Here is a 15,665-nt window from a genome sequence, read left to right as displayed (position 1 = left end):
TCTAGTTTATTGGAGTTGTGGATATGTGGGAAACCGCTGCAGCAGGATTTTCGGCGATGGGGTCAGAGGCGCGACTGAAAGTCCTCAAGACACTCGTTCGCGCCGGAGAGGCCGGGCTCACCGTAGGTGAAATCCAGGAGAGAACCGGCATTGCCCCGTCGACGCTGGCCCATCACCTCCGGTTTCTTGCGGCCGGTGATGTTGTCGAACAGGAAAAGATCGGGCGCACCACGATCAACCGTGCCCGGTATGACCATCTCAGAAACCTCGCGCAGTTCATTCTGTCGGAATGTTGTGCGGACGAAACTGGAAAGGCGGCAAACGATGGCTGACCTTACTCAGAGCCCTCGGGCCCCGTTCAAAGCTGTCTTCGACCTGATCAAAACCCCATGGGCGGTGATTGTCGCCATTCTGATCGCGGTGGCGATACTCGACCCAGGGAATCTAACGGAAGTGATAACATTTGCCGGCAAGGCACTGGCCCATACCGGCCAATATATTCTGTTTGCTGTGCTGCTGTTGTCATACCTCAAGGCCACCGGTGCCGAAGTCATGGTGGCCCGAGCCTTTGAAGGCCGCGAAACGCGGATGATCCTTTTGGCTGCCCTATTTGGCGGGTTGGCCCCATTCTGTTCCTGCGAGGTCATCCCGTTCATTGCTGGTTTACTGGCGCTTGGGGCGCCACTGTCTGCGGTTATGGCGTTCTGGCTCAGCTCTCCGCTGATCGACCCGCCGACGCTATTGATTACGGCTGGCGCATTGGGATGGCCCTTTGCTATCGGAAAAGCCGTAGCCGCAGTGGCACTTGGCCTGTTTGGCGGATTCGTCGTGCGCACCATGACGCGCAGCGGTGTGTTGACCCAACCTTTGCGGAACTACCAACCAACTGGATGCGGCAGTTGTGGACCTAAGCAAGAGGACAAACCGGTCTGGAAATTCTGGCATGACCCTGCGCGCCGGAATAGATTTCGTAGCGAGTTTTTTCGGAACGGCCTGTTCTTGTTGAAATGGCTGGCGCTTGCCTATGTTCTCGAGGCGTTGCTGATCAATTATGTACCCGCTGATCTGATCGCACGCGCGGTCGGAGGAGACGGCGTGTTGCCCATAATCATCGCGGCACTTGTTGGGATGCCGGCCTATCTGAACTCATACGTCGCGCCGCCGCTATTGGCAGGTCTGATGGAGCAGGGGATGAGCGCCGGGGCAGCAATGTCCTTTATGATCGCGGGTGCGGTCAGCTCGATCCCGGCCATGGCTGCGGTATGGTCGCTGGTCAGGCCGAAAGTGTTTGTGACCTATCTGGGCCTGGGGATAGTCGGCGCAGTGATCGCAGGGATCATCTTTCAGATGATCTGAAGGAAAAACCGCCCGGTGTGGACACCGGGCGGTTTTGCTTTGTCAGCTTGCTTCGCAATAGCGCGGAAGTTTGAAGCGATACCTTGGTTCACCGCTTTCCACATAGACCCGCTTTTCGACACAGGCGCTTTGGCCGACGGTCTGGGAAATCGGGGCCTCGGTCGAAGTGATCGACGTCGCGGACCCGTCGGGTAAACGTACCGAGGCAATCACCCCGTTCTTGAGGTCGCCGTTGATAGCGGTGGCGGACAGAACCGGGACGGTCATGAAGGCTTCGTGTTCATGCGTGCCGTCGTCGTTCAGCAACAGCAGGGCTGCGGCAACCGCGATAACGCCTACGACACCGAACACGAGCAGGCCCCAGGTTCTTAGGAAGGCATAGATTGTCACGGCGCGGTGTGGGCCAAAAATGGCAGACAGTATGTTCAGCATCAGAGTCTCGTCAAAAAAGCCCCGGCCAGTTTGACCGGGGCTGTCTGCGTATCAGAAACGCGGATCGCTTTCGTCTTCATCCTCGGCCTCGCCTTTGGGCAAGTTGAAGAAACTGTCGGCGTCGATGATCGGCTTTTCTTTCTCCTCGGGGGAGTCATCAGACAACGAGAAGGTCTCGAGACCCTCGATCGCCGTTGGAATTTTGGGCGCTGCGTCCATTTCCAGTGACTGTTCGGTCGAAACCAGCTTGCGGCGCTCATCATCGCTCATGACGCCACCTTCAGCGGCTTTCTTGGCGGCGGCTTTCTGCACGATTGCGTCCAGCTCGGACTGTTTACACAAGCCCAGAGCGACGGGGTCAATCGGTTGCATGTTCGAGATGTTCCAGTGCGTCCGCTCGCGGATCGATTGGATGGTCGGCTTGGTGGTGCCGACCAGCTTGGCAATCTGACCGTCGCTGAGTTCGGGGTGGAACTTGACCAGCCACAGGATCGAGTTCGGACGGTCCTGACGCTTGGACAGCGGGGTATAGCGCGGGCCACGACGTTTTTCCTCGCCACTGGCGGCGGGGTTGAACTTGAGCATCAGCTTGTGCAGCGGGTTGCCCTGCGCCACGTCAATCTCTTCCTGCGTAAGCTGGTTGTTGGCGATCGGGTCGAACCCTTTGACGCCAGCGGCCACGTCGCCATCGGCGATGCCCTGCACTTCCAACTCGTGCATTCCTACGAAATCCGCGATCTGCTTGAAGCTGATCGTTGTGTTGTCTACTAGCCATACGGCTGTTGCCTTGGCCATAAGCGGTTTTGCCATCAGCCCGTCTCCTATGCATACATCTTTCCCGTCGCCGGAATTCGGCGGCCCCGTGATCTTGGGGCAGGTTTCCGTTGTCGGGGAACTTGGGCTGTATATAGTCGCGGCAGGGCAAGAAGGGAAGAGGCGAATGCGCTGGCTGGTTCTATGGGTTTTCAGTGCAATGACGGCGCTGGCCGAGGGTGAAAAACCGGGCGCGTTCGACTACTACGTCCTGGCGCTGAGCTGGTCGCCGAACTGGTGCGCGCGCGAAGGCGACGCGCGTGGGTCCGATCAATGCGATGTGCGGCATGATCACGGCTGGATTCTACACGGGCTTTGGCCGCAATTCCATCAGGGCTGGCCATCTTATTGCCGCACGGCCGAGGCCTCGCCGACGCGGACTATGACCCGTGAAATGGAAGATATTCAAGGCAGTTCCGGCCTTGCCTGGCATCAATGGAAGAAGCACGGCACCTGCTCGGGCCTAAGCGCTTCGGACTATTACACCTTGTCGCGGCAGGCCTATGGGTCGGTCGAGCGTCCAAAGGTGTTCCGCCAGTTGGACACATCTGTAAAACTGCCCGCATCTGTCGTGGAAGAAGCGTTTCTAAAGGTCAATCCGGGCCTGGAGCGCGACATGATCACCGTCACCTGCAAACAAGGCTATATCGAAGAGGTGCGCCTGTGCCTGTCGCGCGAACTTGATCCGGTGCCGTGTGGCCGGGATGTGATCAAGGACTGCGCGGCCAAAGACGCGCTTTTTGATCCGATTCGTTAGGGTTTGCGGTAAAGGCGAGATGGTGGGTAATCGCAACTTCTACGTTGTTGCCACCGCATCCTGTTCAATAGCCAGATCGTGCCGAGGCTAAGGCCTACCTTGCTATTCCAAAGTCCTCAGGGCCACTGCGATACCATAAAGCTAGTCGGAATTGCGTTTCGGTTTTACTTCGGAATGGAACGCGCGCATGTTTCCCTTTTGGCGTGCGGCTGCCCGCCAGAGTTTCTTTCGCGCATCGCCCGGCTCTAGATGCGCGTATTCACCGCCGGAAAACTTGGGCCAGTCCAGAGCCAGTCCAAGTTTAACCAATTCTGCGGCGACATCAGTACCATCTGGAAGCGTGCACTTGGCGACGATCCGATCGTAGGAAACCTCTTCTTTGATTTCGGCTGTGATCACCATGCCTTTGCACATCTTGATCAGCGCAAACTTGGATTTCTTGCCCCAGGGATGCTCAAGCTCGGGCGCATCGATTCCGGCAACCCTGATCTTGGTGCCGCTTATCACGATCGTGTCGCCGTCGATTACGTGGCACTTGCCTTTGAGAGTCCGTGTGGTTGGATAAGCCGAGGGCGGCTGCTTTGACGGAACCGGCCGTGCTCTGGTGATCGCAGGTCTTTTAGTTGGTTGGAAGGGCACCACCCTGGATCGTTTGCGCGATGATCCGAACAGGGCCCTCAATATATATCTCAACATATGAAAAACGCATTCTAAATCTGCTTAATCGATGCGTAGAATGTTAGGCTGGATACAGTATTTGTGTAAACTTGATATTTGAATTCGACCAAGTGTCGAAGCTCAACTACAACTCCTTCCGCGCCCTCAGCGCCGCCGTAATCGTCCCGTCATCCAGGTAGTCCAACTCGCCGCCAATCGGCACGCCCTGCGCCAGCGAGGTCAGGCGCACCTGCCCGTCCAGTTGATCGGCTATATAGTGCGCGGTGGTCTGGCCATCGACAGTGGCGTTCAGCGCCAGAATGACTTCGGTGATCCCCTCGGCTGTGACCCGATCCTTGAGGCGAGGAATGCGCAGCTCATCCGGGCCGACTCCATCTAATGCCGACAAGGTGCCGCCCAGCACGTGATAGCGGCCTTTGAAAACCGCGGCGCGTTCCATCGCCCAAAGGTCGGCGACGTCTTCGACGACGCACAGCTCTCCGGTCGCGCGGACTTCGCTATCGCAGATGTCGCAGATATCCGAAGTGCCTACATTGCCGCAATTCAGGCACTCACGGGCAGTGATGGCAACCTGTTGCATCGCGTCCGCAAGCGGTGTCAGCAGAAGGGCGCGTTTGCGGATCAGATGCAGCACTGCGCGACGGGCCGAACGTGGGCCGAGGCCTGGCAGTTTGGCCATCAGGTCGATCAGATTGTCGATATCGCTGTTCGAACTCACTGCGCTTGCTCCTGCATAAGGGCCGGGCAGTTGGGCCCGGCCGGTATTTCGTCAGGAGTGCCTATCAGAACGGCAGCTTGATGTCTGCGGGCAGGCCCATACCTTCGGTCAGCTTAGCCATCTCAGCCTGCGACCGTTCTGCGGCCTTGGCCTGAGCATCTTTGACGGCGGCCAGGATCAGGTCTTCGACCACTTCCTTGTCGTCGCCGTTAAAGATTGACGGGTCGATATCGAGACCTTTCAGCTCTCCCTTGGCCGTGGCTGTTGCCTTGACCAGCCCTGCACCGGATTCGCCGACAACCATGATGGTATTCAGCTCTTCCTGCATATCCGTCATCTTGGTCTGTAGATCCTGCGCGGATTTCATCATCTTGGCCATGTCACCCAGGCCGCCGAGTCCTTTGAGCATCGGTATTCTCCTAATATCCGGTTTGACGCCTAAATACGGGCGCGGTCGGCGCGGCACAAGGGCCGAGCTGGCTCCCGCCCGTCGTCAAGGCCTTTCCTCCCGTTGGGCCCGGGAGGTTTCCAGTTGGGTCAGATGGGACGGTTTCAGTCTTCCTCGAACGGGTCCCATTCGTCTTCGACCTCGGGCAGCGCCTCGGTTTCCACTTTGGCGGCACGTTCTTCCGGTGTTTCAATCCGCTTGATGCGTGCCTTCGGAAATTGCATGAGCACCGCCTGAACCAACGGGTGTTTCTCAGCCTCTGCTTTCAACGCCAGCTCGGCGGCGTCTCGAATCTCGGCGATGGTCGCAACCTCACCATCGGCTACAATCGACACAGCCCAGCGGTTGCCAGTCCATCGTTGCAGCGACGAACCCAGTCTCGCTGCCAGATCTGTGGGTGCGTTTTGTGTCGGGGTGAATTCGATCCGCCCCGGTTGGTAAGAAACCAGCCGCACCCCGTTTTCGACCTCGACCAGAAGTTTCACATCCCGATTGGTGCGGATCAATTCAACCACGTGGTCAAAACTCGGATACCGTGCCAGCGCCGATTGGATATCATGGGCCAGAGCGGCCGACGGCGCGCCGGCGGGGCTGCTAGTTGCGGACACGTAAGAAGATGATGCCGCTGGTACCGGAGCCTGAGAGGGCACGGCCATACCACCGCCCGGACCACCATTCGGAGGCGGTGGCGGGTTGTCCTGCAGGCGCTTGATCAGCTCTTCGGGGCTGGGCAAGTCGGCAACATGGGTCAGGCGGATAACGGCCATTTCAGCAGCCATCATGGCATTTGGCGCGGCCGATACCTCTTCCAGCGCTTTCAGCAACATCTGCCACATCCGGGTCAAAACGCGCATTGGCAGGGCCTCGGCCATTTGCTGACCACGGGCACGTTCATCAGGGGAAACCGTCGGGTCCTCGGCTGCGTCTGGCGTGATCTTCACAACCGAAACCCAGTGCGTGATTTCGGCCAGGTCACGCAGCACGGATAGCGGATCGGCCCCTTCGGCATATTGCCCGCCCAATTCAGTCAGCGCGCTTGCTGCATCCCCTCGCAGGATCATTTCCATCAAGTCCAATACCCGGCCCCGGTCGGCCAGACCCAGCATCGCGCGCACCTGATCGGCGCTGGTTTCACCGGCCCCATGGCTGATTGCCTGATCCAGCAGCGAAGTTGCGTCGCGCGCCGACCCTTCGGCCGCGCGGGTGATCAGCGCCAGGGCATCATCCGCGATCTGTGCCTTCTCAGCCGCTGCGATCTTATTGAGCAGGCCAATCATGTCCTCGGGTTCGATCCGGCGCAGGTCAAATCGTTGGCACCGCGACAGAACAGTCACCGGGACTTTGCGGATTTCGGTCGTGGCAAAGATGAACTTCACATGCGCAGGAGGTTCTTCCAACGTCTTGAGCAGCGCGTTGAACGCGCTGGTCGAAAGCATGTGAACTTCGTCGATGATGTAGATCTTATAGCGCGCACTGGCGGCACGATAGCGCACCGAGTCGATGATTTCGCGAATGTCATTTACGCCGGTGCGGCTGGCGGCGTCCATCTCCATCACATCGACATGGCGGCCTTCCATGATGGCGACGCAATGTTCGCACTGGCCGCAGGGTTCGGTCGTGGGCTTGCCTTGCCCATCAGGACCGATGCAGTTCATGCCCTTGGCGATGATCCGGGCCGTGGTCGTCTTACCGGTGCCGCGGATGCCAGTCATGATGAAGGCTTGCGCAATCCGGTCGGCCTCGAACGCGTTTTTCAGCGTGCGCACCATTGCGTTCTGACCGACGAGGTCAGCAAAAGTTTCCGGGCGGTATTTCCGCGCGAGAACCTGATAGGCGGGGCTGGGCGTGTCGGTCATGTCTGCTCTGTTGGATTCGTGTCAGGTTTGCAGCGTAGAGACCCCCGCCGTCCGCGTCCACCGCGCGCGAAAAGGAATTTCGTTTTGGCAAGTTGCATCAGAGCCGGTAAATCATGAGGGGCCTCAGCCCCATGTGGTGATGCAGGAAAAGGAGCTGTGTTGGAGAGTTTTGCAATTCACCCTCTTGGATTGGGCAAAGGGCAGATCGCTCTGTGCCCACTGCCGGGTGTCACGGGCGATTATGCTGGAGATTTCGCAGTAATCCGAGATTGGGCGCCGGACCTGGTCATCTCGATGACTACTCTGGATGAGTTCCAGCATTCCGGCGGGTTGTCATTCGAGGCGGACCTGCAGTGCGAACGAATTGCCTGGGTCCACCTTCCGGTCTCCGATTTCGGCGCCCCCACGCCTGAGGTTGAGGCGCTTTGGCCGCAAGCCAGCGCCGCCGCCCAACATGTCCTTGCCAGTGGCGGCAAGGTGCTGGTGCATTGCCGCGGTGGGTGCGGTCGCTCGGGGATGGTTGTGATGCGGCTAATGGTGGAATGCGGCGAAGCGCCTGGCCAAGCGCTTCGGCGGTTGCGTGCGGTGCGGCCCTGCGCGGTGGAAACCGACGCGCAAAAGGACTGGGCCGGGTTGCCGGCCCGAACCCTTCCCTGATTCAGGCAGACACTTGATACGGAATACTGTCGCTGCGCGGCGGCAGGGTCGAAACGTCGAGCATCGCACAGGGTGGTTCTGACAGAAAACCAGCGGATTTCTGGATGAACTCCGGCCCGAACATCATGTCGCCATAGGCGTCCAGCTTTTCTGTCGGGGTGTCCGTGCTGGTGCCGCAATAGACCCTGATCTGTTCTGATTGGGCCCGAAAACGGGCCGTGCAGCCTTCGGTGCAATGGGTCAGATCGCTGGTACCTTCGACCTCGAATGTTTTGGATGTCGCAGGCCTTGCCGTCGCCATCGCCTCGGCCATGGCGCGTGCCATTCGGGCAAGGGCGGGGCAGGGTTTCCCGGTCCTCTGACAGACGGTTGCGGTGAATTCATGTGTTTTTGTCTTCCAGATCATAATGCGCCCTCCGCGCGCTGGACGAAGGGTGAGGATCAGGTGTGACAGCGCGCTGACGACCTGCCCGGACACCCCGCCCGAGTTTCGGTTTCGATACGATGGCAGGTCTCCTGACTTGCGGGTCGTCGCTTTGCCGACCTTCCCAGCCCTGGGGCCAGTGGTATTTCGGCATTGCTCACCGCTTACAGTTGCGGGGGCAGTCGCGGAGTTGGCCCTTTCCGGCATCGCCGGGGCAGACCGCACCGTGTTCCCTTTTCATCCCGCCCCAATTCCGGGGCAAGAACCATCACCACATCGCTAGCGGCTATGCAGACCCCGAGTCAAGCCACCTGTTGGGTTCAAACCGGACGTTTGGTCATCTTGATGAAATCTTGACTCTGGTGGCCGAAATCGGGCCGATTGTTGAGTGAACCGAGTAGTTCAGAATTTGTCGGAAGCGCCATGCTTGATACCACGCCCTGCGTCCAGACTAAGGACTTTGACTTTGCCTCATGCTCTGCCAGCCTGTCGGCACGGCTGTATCTGCCTGCAACCGAGCCGAAGATCGCCGTGGTGATTCACAGCGCAACTGCAGTGCCGCGCGAATATTACCAGCATTTTGCCCGTTGGCTGGCCGCCGAACAGGGTATTGCCTGTCTGACCTATGACTACAGCGATTTCGGGCATTCGCTGCGCGACAAACTCAAAACCTCCGAGGTGACCATGGCGGATTGGGCCTTGGTCGACATGCCCGCCGCACGGGCTGAGATGCGCAGGCGGTTCCCGGACGCTTTGCAGTGGAGCATCGGTCATTCCCTTGGCGGCTTGCTGGGGCCGGTGCAGCCAGACATTGATCAGATCGACCGGATGATCTGTGTATGTTCGGGGCTGGTTACTCTGTCCGACCATCCCTGGCCCTATCGCGGGCTGGCGTGGTTGTTCTGGCACGGCCACGGGCGTCTGGCAGTGAATGCACTGGGGTATCTGCCGGGCAAAGCTGTGGGGATCGGTGCCGATTTGCCGGGCCCGGTCTATTGGCAATGGCGCAGCTGGTGCACGGCGCCGCAGAATTATGTGCCGCAGATCGGTGACGCTCTGCCCGAAGCGAGATGGGCGCAATCGAATACGCCGGTGGACCTGTTCGCCTTCGAGGACGACCAGATGGTGCCGCCAGACGCAGCCTGGCGGCTTGCCGATCTGTATGGGCCGAAGGCGCGGCGACATCTGTTGTCTCCGAATGAATTCGGAGCGCCTGAGATCGGTCATATTGGCGCTTTTGCCCGCAGAAACCGGGCGGTTTGGCCCCGGTTGATTGCCTGAAAACGAGGCGCCTTTTTTGTCACGCTTAGTGTCTGCTGCGGGACTTTTTGTCGTGCATGACGGATCGCACCATTTTGCCAAAGGCTTTGTCACGTGCCCGTGACTGCGCGAGGGTCTCGGAATTCCTCTGATCTTCGCGCCGAAGCTTGTGCCAGCGCGCCAGCCGGTCGGGCTCAATCACGCCATTGGCAATCGCCTCCTGCACAGCACAACCGGGTTCGGCCTGGTGCTGGCAATCTGAGAACCGGCACGTTGCAGCCAATTCCAGAAGGTCGGAGAAAACCTCATCCACGCCGTCTTGGGCATCCATCAAACGCAGGGCGCGCATTCCTGGCGTATCAATCAGCCACCCCCCGTTTCGCATCGGGTGAAGCGCACGATGGGTCGTGGTGTGGCGACCCCGTGCGTCATCCTCGCGGATCCCCGCCGTTGTCCCGGCCTGACCAGTCATGGCGTTCGCCAATGTGGTTTTGCCGACACCGGATGAGCCGGCCAAAGCAGCAGTTTGCCCGGCAGGGCACCAGGACAGGATCGGATCAATCTCTGACGCCTCCAGCGCGTTGACGGTTAGAACAGTCAGAAACCGAGCCAGCGAACTGGCCTGACTGGCATAGCTCTCTGGGTCAGGGCAGCTGTCGGCCTTGGTCAGGACAACAACCGGATAGCATCCGGCCTGATGCGCCAGTGCCAGATAACGTTCAAGCCGGGCCAGATTGAAATCGGCATTGCAGGAACTGACGATATACAGCACGTCCACATTCGCCGCGATCAGCTGAACCTGCGCACCGGTGCCTGCGGCCCGGCGTTGCAAGAGGCTTTTGCGCTCCAAAAGATGCCGAATGCGGTTTTGATCATCCGCAAGGACCCAATCGCCAACCGCAAATTCGCCGGTTGATCGGTCAGGGGTCAGATCAGATGTGCCGCCAAGCGCATTCAGGCCGATCAGGCGATCACGATGGACGGCGTTGATGCGATGCGGTGTGCAGGTAGGGTTCACAGCATGTTGGGCTGCAAAATGAGAGGACCATCCCAGGTCCGAAAGTGATTTGGACATTGTTCTGCCTGTGTTCAGATACAGGAAACCATCAGGGTGGCAGGCGCGCACCCATCGGTAACGTGTTCAGGCAAGAGCGGGGGTTAGTCCCGGAAACGCTCTGCCCGAAGGGTCATTGCTACAATCATAAAGTCCCTCCTGCGGCAGTCGTTGCGCGTAAGTGAGAGGTTGGACATCGACCCAAGCGGGGCTCGTTGTGGCTGCTTCCTTCCGGATCTGACCAGGTTGGCGAGGCGCTCGCCCGCGCCAACCTCTCGAGGGTGGATATAGGCAGTTGGCCGGAAAAACACAACCCGTCAGAAGGTCAGAAGAATCCGTAAAAAGCCATTTTCGTCGGTTCCAAGGACTTGTGGATCAAATTCCTGAATGTCCTGCAGATGTCGGTGGGCATTTGGACCGGTGCGTAAGATCGCCTGCGTACCCGTGTTACTGGTGATTCTGAAGGGTTCCTGGGCCTCTTCCAGCGGATCGCTGACCAAGGTGCCTGACAGATAATCCAACAGGGCATGCTGGACCGGCAGGATGGGCAAGTCGATACGTTGCGCATTACCCGCAAATGGGAAATGCCCGCCCCCGCTGGCGCGATAATTGTTAAGCGCGACAGCAAATTTCTGATCCGGTGCAATGGGGGTGGCACCGACCAGAACCTCTGAAACGCGCCGGTTTTCGGCGTTGATCAAGGTGCCCATATCGTCGAAACGCGGAGGTTGTGTCAGATCAATTCTGCAGGACAGCCCGTATAGCACATCAAAGTTGTGACCCACCCGATTTTCGCAAATAAGTTCGGATGCAGATCCGGTCGAAATCTGGTTGAAAACAGCTGCGGACATCTCAAGCCAGTCCACGATTTGGTCACCGGATACAATGACACCCTGCAATTCGTTTGGAAAAACATGCAGGTCAACCACGTTACGCAGGAATATCTCGCCAGGCTTAACATCCGTATAGAATCGCGGCCCGGCCCGACCGCCGAATTTCGAAGGTGAAACCGCCGATAAAATCGGAATATCTGCTAGGTCGGTATCGGACGTACACAGACGTAACGCGGCAGCCTGGGCGGCGGCGACCAGCCTCAGCCCACGGTCCTCGGTGCAAAAGCTGAAATAGCTGTGCAGATGGTGCGGGGTGCGGCCGACCGGCTGGCCCGCTCGCCTGCGGGTTTCGGCATGACCAGAGGAAAACAGATGCAACAATTCCGGATCTTCGGGCGCCAGTGATACGATTTCGTCGGGACGCCCCGCAGATATCGGTCGCAGCGCCGCCCGGGCTTCGCCAGCGGTCCAGCCGCCGCGCTCTGCCGAGTGAAGTTTCAAGTCGATCACCCCCAGATGTGATCCGGCCGTTCCGGGTAGGACAACTGGTTTGCCATGCACCAGAGTGTTTTCAGAGCCGGCCTTGACGGGATAGGTCAAATGGGAATGACCAGCAATTATTGCGTCGATACCTTCGATTTCGGCCAGCGGAATAATCGCGTTTTCCATATTCCGTTGTGACCTGTCCGGTCCGAAACCGGTATGGGCCAGCGCGATGATCAGGTCGCAATTTTCGTCTTTGAGCTTTCTGACTTTGTTTGCCGCACAAGTCAGGATGTCCTGAGTGGTAAGGGTGTCGTGCAGCTTGTGCGCCTCCCATTGCGCTGTCTGAGGCGGGAGGACCGAAAAAACCCCAATTTTCAAGGCCATAGGTGTCGGCGAGCCAGGGATCTCTTTGTGCAAAATGACATGATCTTGCCAGATCTGAGGCCCATTCGTGCGCAAGGCGTTGCTGCTGAGCACAGGGCAGGGGGCGTCAGAGATAACGTGCTGTAAGAATTGAAGCCCGAATCCGAAGTCGTGGTTTCCCAGGCCAATCGCGTCATATCCCAGGCTGCCGAAGGCCTGCATCAGGATGTGCGGCGCATTGGCGGGATCGGCAGCCCAATCCCCCAACGGTGTACCCTGCAGAGCGTCTCCGTTGTCGAAGAGCAAGACGATATCTCCGTCTGCCTCAGCCTCGTTCCGCGCCTGCCGGATCAGGCTGGCCGTTCGGGTCAATCCGATCGTAGGTTCGTCTTGATCCGCGTAATAATCAAAACTGCACAGGTTCATGTGCAGATCGGTGGTCGCCAAAATCCGGATACCTACAGACTGATCAGACAAATGCGAAATTGTTTTTTATACTCTACTTTTGGCAGTTTTATGAATAACAACTTCAACAAAAAGCATAGTAAGTGCAAATTTTTTTATGCACTTGCGGTAATTTGACGGGATCGCCTCGGTTTTCGGTCGTGGAATTGTCGTTGCAACACCGAAGCTGTCATGGCAGCCCTGTGCAGGCGAACCAGAGGAATTTAAATGAAGAACGCGGAACAGGTAACGTTTGGTGGATCAGGGCTGGATCGTGCCGCACATCTTCGCGGAGACGTCGACACGATGGCAGCAGCGCGAGCACATCCGAAAGCGAAATGCCTGTTGCTGTGGCGCGGAAAGCTGCTGGTTCAAGGAGAGGCCCTTGATCAACTCTGCTTGTTACCTGTCTTGCATGAGCTGATCGCAAATGGTCCCGGTGGGATCGTCCCAGCGCCAGTATTGCTTGGTCTCTCGGATGAAGTTCCGGTTTTTGCCTTTGATATATCCGATTGGATGCCCGAGGGCGTTGACCTGTCCGAGCTTGGGGCATTCTTCGACCGATCAGAGCAACAGCACCCGGATTTGCCTGAAGGTCAGGTTTTTGTCGAATTGCGCCGCATCATGGCGCGCCTTTCCCCACGTGATGCCGAACTTTCGGCTTCCGCCAAGGCGGTCATCGCCTGGCATGAAACCCATAGGTTTTGCGCCCGTTGCGGCGCCGCCAGCGAGATGTCGCAAGCAGGATGGCAACGCAGTTGCCCGTCGTGTGGGGGGCAGCATTTCCCACGCACCGACCCGGTCGTCATCATGTTGATCACATTTGGGAATTCGGTGCTGATGGGGCGATCCCCGGGATGGCCTGAAGGCATGTATTCGCTACTGGCCGGATTTGTCGAACCCGGAGAAACGCTGGAAGCGGCGGTGCGCAGAGAGGTGATGGAAGAGGCCGGTGTCCCCGTCGGGCAAGTAACCTATCTTTCCAGCCAGCCCTGGCCCTTTCCGGCGTCACTGATGTTTGGCTGTTCAGGCGAGGCATTGTCGCAAGAAATCACTATAGATCCGGTTGAAATCGAAGACGCTATATGGGTGAATAAGGCTGAAATGATGCAGGTCTTTGCTGGGGAACATCCCAGCCTTCTGCCCGCGCGCAAAGGCGCGATTGCGCATTTTCTGCTGCAAAACTGGCTTGCAGATACGCTCGACTGACAAAATACTGGGCGAATAGGCAAGAGAACGATAACCCACCATGCAATTCTCCGCACGTGAAGATATTCAGGCCCCTGTCAACGCGGTGTTCGAAATGTTTGCGGATTTCGAACGGTTCGAGCGGATGGCAATGCGCCGCGGGATCGAGGTCCGGCGTTTGTCAGGGCATATGGGCGTTGTGCCCGGTACATCCTGGGAGACCGAGTTCCGTATGCGCGGAAAGCCCCGGCGCGTGGAAATCAATATGGCCGAATGTGATCCACCGACCCATATGCGGTTCGAGGCGGCAAGCAAGGGAATGAATGGCTCAACCAGGGTCGAGTTTCTGGCCCTGTCGCAACGTAGAACCCGGCTGACCGTGGATATGTCGCTATCGGCCAAATCCCTGCCTGCACGGCTGTTGCTGCAATCGCTCAGATTGGGTCAGTCGCGGTTCCGGCGACAGTTTCAGGCCCGCCTCAGCGAATTCGCGCGGGAAATGGAAGAACGTCATCTGCACGGTTCTTGAGAATTCCGAGACAAGAGGCCCTGAATGTCTGATGTGATATTGCGCAGCGCTGTTGTGGATGACGCCAAAGGTATTTCCGAGGTCCTGCAAGAGATCGTGACCGCCGGTAAGCGCACCAAACCCAGCGATGAGAGTTTTGCCAAAGAGCATTACATCAGCCACTGCGGCAGCATCCAATGCACCGTGGCGGTGCAGGGTTCACAGGTATTGGGCTTTCAGGCGCTGATACTGGCCGTCGACGGAAACACTTATGGCGTAACAGCCGGTTGGGGCATCATCGGAACACATATACGCCCGTCAGCCGCGCGCATGGGGGTCGGGCGGGCCCTGTTTCAGAAAACGCTGCTGGCGGCCCGAGCCGCAGGTCTGCCTGCAATAGACGCGACCATTGGAGCGCAAAATGCCGAAGGCCTGGCCTATTACGCGGCCATGGGATTTGTCGGTTACCGGTCACATGAAGGTGCGGTGTGCAAGAAATACCAGTTAGCCTGAGCTAGCCGCGCGGCTGGACGGCTGGATACACACCCAGAATCTCAACATTGGTGGTGAAATGTTCCAGCTCTTCCAGGGCCAGTTGTACATTGCGGTCATCTGGGTGCCCGACAATATCCGCATAGAACTGCGTGGCCGTGAACGACCCGTCGACCATATAGCTTTCCAGCTTGGTCATGTTGACACCATTGGTGGCGAAGCCGCCCATCGCCTTATACAGCGCGGCCGGGATGTTGCGGACCTGAAACACAAAACTGGTGATCATCCCATGCGCCCCGCGCCGCGACAGATCCGCGTCGCGTGACATGATCAAAAAGCGCGTGGTGTTGTCGTCGCTGTCCTCGATATGGCGGGCCAGGACGTTCAGGTTATAGATCTCTCCGGCCAACTCGCTGGCCAGCGCAGCAGAATGCAGTTCGGCGGCCTCGGAAACCTCGCGCGCGGCGCGGGCATTGTCCGGGCTGACGCGTCCCTGAATGCCGTGCTGCTTCAGGAACCCAGCGCATTGTGGCAGCAGCACCAGATGCGAATGCGCTTCGGTGATGTCGCTCAGCTTGGCACCGGGGACGGCCAACAAATTGATGTGTACGCGAACAAAAGCTTCATCGATGATATGCAACCCGCTATGGGGCAGCAGGCGGTGAATATCGGCCACCCGCCCATAGGTCGTATTTTCGACCGGAAGCATCGCCAGGTCTGCTTTGCCGGACCGAACTGATTCGATCACATCCTCAAATGTGCGGCAGGGCAGGGCCTCCATATCGGGACGAGCGTTTCGGCATGCCTCGTGGCTATAGGCACCGGGTTCTCCCTGAAATGCGATACGTTTTGTCATTTGGTCGATTCCGTGCAACAAGTTCCAGAATTGGGCGTTTAG

18 protein-coding genes, 1 other RNA gene and 1 riboswitch are annotated in these 15,665 nt (G+C 58.3%); of the genes, 8 read left to right on the top strand and 11 right to left on the bottom strand.

Annotated features, from left to right (window positions below):
• The first annotated feature begins 23 nt into the window (after positions 1 to 23).
• Positions 24 to 332, top strand: coding sequence for an ArsR/SmtB family transcription factor (locus AC2FGB_RS14230; RefSeq protein ID WP_142637001.1), 309 nt, complete (start codon positions 24 to 26; stop codon positions 330 to 332).
• On the top strand, positions 325 to 1,356 hold the full coding sequence (locus tag AC2FGB_RS14225; protein WP_271949736.1) for a permease: 1,032 nt from the start codon (positions 325 to 327) through the stop codon (positions 1,354 to 1,356). The genes AC2FGB_RS14230 and AC2FGB_RS14225 overlap by 8 nt, the downstream gene beginning before the upstream one ends.
• Before the next feature lie 42 nt (positions 1,357 to 1,398).
• Here the strand turns inward: AC2FGB_RS14225 and AC2FGB_RS14220 are convergent, their stop codons facing one another.
• Positions 1,399 to 1,788, bottom strand: coding sequence for a hypothetical protein (locus AC2FGB_RS14220; RefSeq protein WP_142636997.1), 390 nt, complete (start codon positions 1,786 to 1,788; stop codon positions 1,399 to 1,401).
• A 51-nt stretch (positions 1,789 to 1,839) separates the two neighbouring features.
• A complete protein-coding gene (locus AC2FGB_RS14215) occupies positions 1,840 to 2,598 on the bottom strand; it encodes a DUF1013 domain-containing protein (protein WP_496694148.1) in 759 nt (252 codons plus the stop codon).
• 130 nt (positions 2,599 to 2,728) lie between these two features.
• Here AC2FGB_RS14215 and AC2FGB_RS14210 point away from each other — a divergent pair, with 130 nt between their 5' ends.
• Entirely contained in the window at positions 2,729 to 3,358 is a 630-nt protein-coding gene (locus tag AC2FGB_RS14210; RefSeq protein WP_496694201.1) for a ribonuclease T2 family protein, read from the top strand.
• A 141-nt stretch (positions 3,359 to 3,499) separates the two neighbouring features.
• On the opposite strand, the gene AC2FGB_RS14205 is transcribed toward AC2FGB_RS14210, so the two are convergent.
• The 4 genes from AC2FGB_RS14205 to AC2FGB_RS14190 all read right to left on the bottom strand — a co-directional run bounded on the left by AC2FGB_RS14205 (position 3,500) and on the right by AC2FGB_RS14190 (position 7,058).
• A complete protein-coding gene (locus AC2FGB_RS14205) occupies positions 3,500 to 3,997 on the bottom strand; it encodes a thermonuclease family protein (protein WP_496694147.1) in 498 nt (165 codons plus the stop codon).
• Positions 3,998 to 4,160: 163 nt separating this feature from the next.
• A complete protein-coding gene (gene recR, locus AC2FGB_RS14200; protein ID WP_142636989.1) occupies positions 4,161 to 4,754 on the bottom strand; it encodes a recombination mediator RecR in 594 nt (197 codons plus the stop codon).
• Between the two features lie 64 nt (positions 4,755 to 4,818).
• Positions 4,819 to 5,163, bottom strand: a complete 345-nt coding sequence (locus AC2FGB_RS14195; RefSeq protein WP_142636987.1) for a YbaB/EbfC family nucleoid-associated protein — start codon at positions 5,161 to 5,163, stop codon at positions 4,819 to 4,821.
• A gap of 143 nt (positions 5,164 to 5,306) precedes the next feature.
• Positions 5,307 to 7,058 carry a DNA polymerase III subunit gamma/tau gene (locus AC2FGB_RS14190; protein WP_496689908.1) on the bottom strand — a complete coding sequence of 584 codons (1,752 nt, stop codon included), beginning with the start codon at positions 7,056 to 7,058 and terminating at the stop codon, positions 5,307 to 5,309.
• A 156-nt stretch (positions 7,059 to 7,214) separates the two neighbouring features.
• Here AC2FGB_RS14190 and AC2FGB_RS14185 point away from each other — a divergent pair, with 156 nt between their 5' ends.
• Positions 7,215 to 7,715, top strand: a complete 501-nt coding sequence (locus tag AC2FGB_RS14185; RefSeq protein WP_496689907.1) for a protein-tyrosine phosphatase family protein — start codon at positions 7,215 to 7,217, stop codon at positions 7,713 to 7,715.
• Between the two features lies 1 nt (position 7,716).
• On the opposite strand, the gene AC2FGB_RS14180 is transcribed toward AC2FGB_RS14185, so the two are convergent.
• Positions 7,717 to 8,121 carry a hypothetical protein gene (locus AC2FGB_RS14180; RefSeq protein WP_496694146.1) on the bottom strand — a complete coding sequence of 135 codons (405 nt, stop codon included), beginning with the start codon at positions 8,119 to 8,121 and terminating at the stop codon, positions 7,717 to 7,719.
• Between the two features lie 83 nt (positions 8,122 to 8,204).
• Positions 8,205 to 8,424: riboswitch (cobalamin riboswitch) on the bottom strand.
• Between the two features lie 138 nt (positions 8,425 to 8,562).
• Here AC2FGB_RS14180 and AC2FGB_RS14175 point away from each other — a divergent pair.
• Positions 8,563 to 9,420: an alpha/beta hydrolase family protein gene (locus tag AC2FGB_RS14175; RefSeq protein WP_496694145.1), complete on the top strand. Its 858-nt coding sequence runs from the start codon at positions 8,563 to 8,565 to the stop codon at positions 9,418 to 9,420.
• 25 nt (positions 9,421 to 9,445) lie between these two features.
• Here the strand turns inward: AC2FGB_RS14175 and rsgA are convergent, their stop codons facing one another.
• The 3 genes from rsgA to AC2FGB_RS14160 all read right to left on the bottom strand — a co-directional run bounded on the left by rsgA (position 9,446) and on the right by AC2FGB_RS14160 (position 12,612).
• A complete protein-coding gene (gene rsgA / locus AC2FGB_RS14170) occupies positions 9,446 to 10,474 on the bottom strand; it encodes a ribosome small subunit-dependent GTPase A (RefSeq protein WP_496694144.1) in 1,029 nt (342 codons plus the stop codon).
• Between the two features lie 158 nt (positions 10,475 to 10,632).
• Positions 10,633 to 10,731: signal recognition particle sRNA small type (gene ffs / locus AC2FGB_RS14165), an RNA gene on the bottom strand.
• 39 nt (positions 10,732 to 10,770) lie between these two features.
• A complete protein-coding gene (locus AC2FGB_RS14160) occupies positions 10,771 to 12,612 on the bottom strand; it encodes a 5'-nucleotidase C-terminal domain-containing protein (RefSeq protein WP_496694143.1) in 1,842 nt (613 codons plus the stop codon).
• Positions 12,613 to 12,807: 195 nt separating this feature from the next.
• Between AC2FGB_RS14160 and nudC the strand changes: the two genes are divergently transcribed.
• From nudC to AC2FGB_RS14145, 3 genes are read left to right on the top strand one after another with little or no spacing between them, the layout of a single operon-like run.
• On the top strand, positions 12,808 to 13,788 hold the full coding sequence (gene nudC / locus AC2FGB_RS14155; protein ID WP_496689904.1) for an NAD(+) diphosphatase: 981 nt from the start codon (positions 12,808 to 12,810) through the stop codon (positions 13,786 to 13,788).
• Between the two features lie 40 nt (positions 13,789 to 13,828).
• Complete coding sequence (locus tag AC2FGB_RS14150) at positions 13,829 to 14,296, top strand: SRPBCC family protein (protein ID WP_142636970.1); 468 nt, start codon at positions 13,829 to 13,831, stop codon at positions 14,294 to 14,296.
• 24 nt (positions 14,297 to 14,320) lie between these two features.
• The gene (locus tag AC2FGB_RS14145; RefSeq protein WP_496677811.1) at positions 14,321 to 14,788 is read left to right on the top strand and encodes a GNAT family N-acetyltransferase; all 468 of its coding nucleotides are present in this window, start codon (positions 14,321 to 14,323) and stop codon (positions 14,786 to 14,788) included.
• 1 nt (position 14,789) lies between these two features.
• On the opposite strand, the gene AC2FGB_RS14140 is transcribed toward AC2FGB_RS14145, so the two are convergent.
• Positions 14,790 to 15,623, bottom strand: a complete 834-nt coding sequence (locus AC2FGB_RS14140; protein WP_142636966.1) for a prephenate dehydratase — start codon at positions 15,621 to 15,623, stop codon at positions 14,790 to 14,792.
• Positions 15,624 to 15,665: the final 42 nt, after the last annotated feature.

It is taken from the genome of Ruegeria sp. CDSC021, assembly GCF_059610845.1.
The sequence above is the reverse complement of the archived record's forward strand: the minus strand, read 5'-3'. Positions and strand labels throughout refer to the sequence as shown.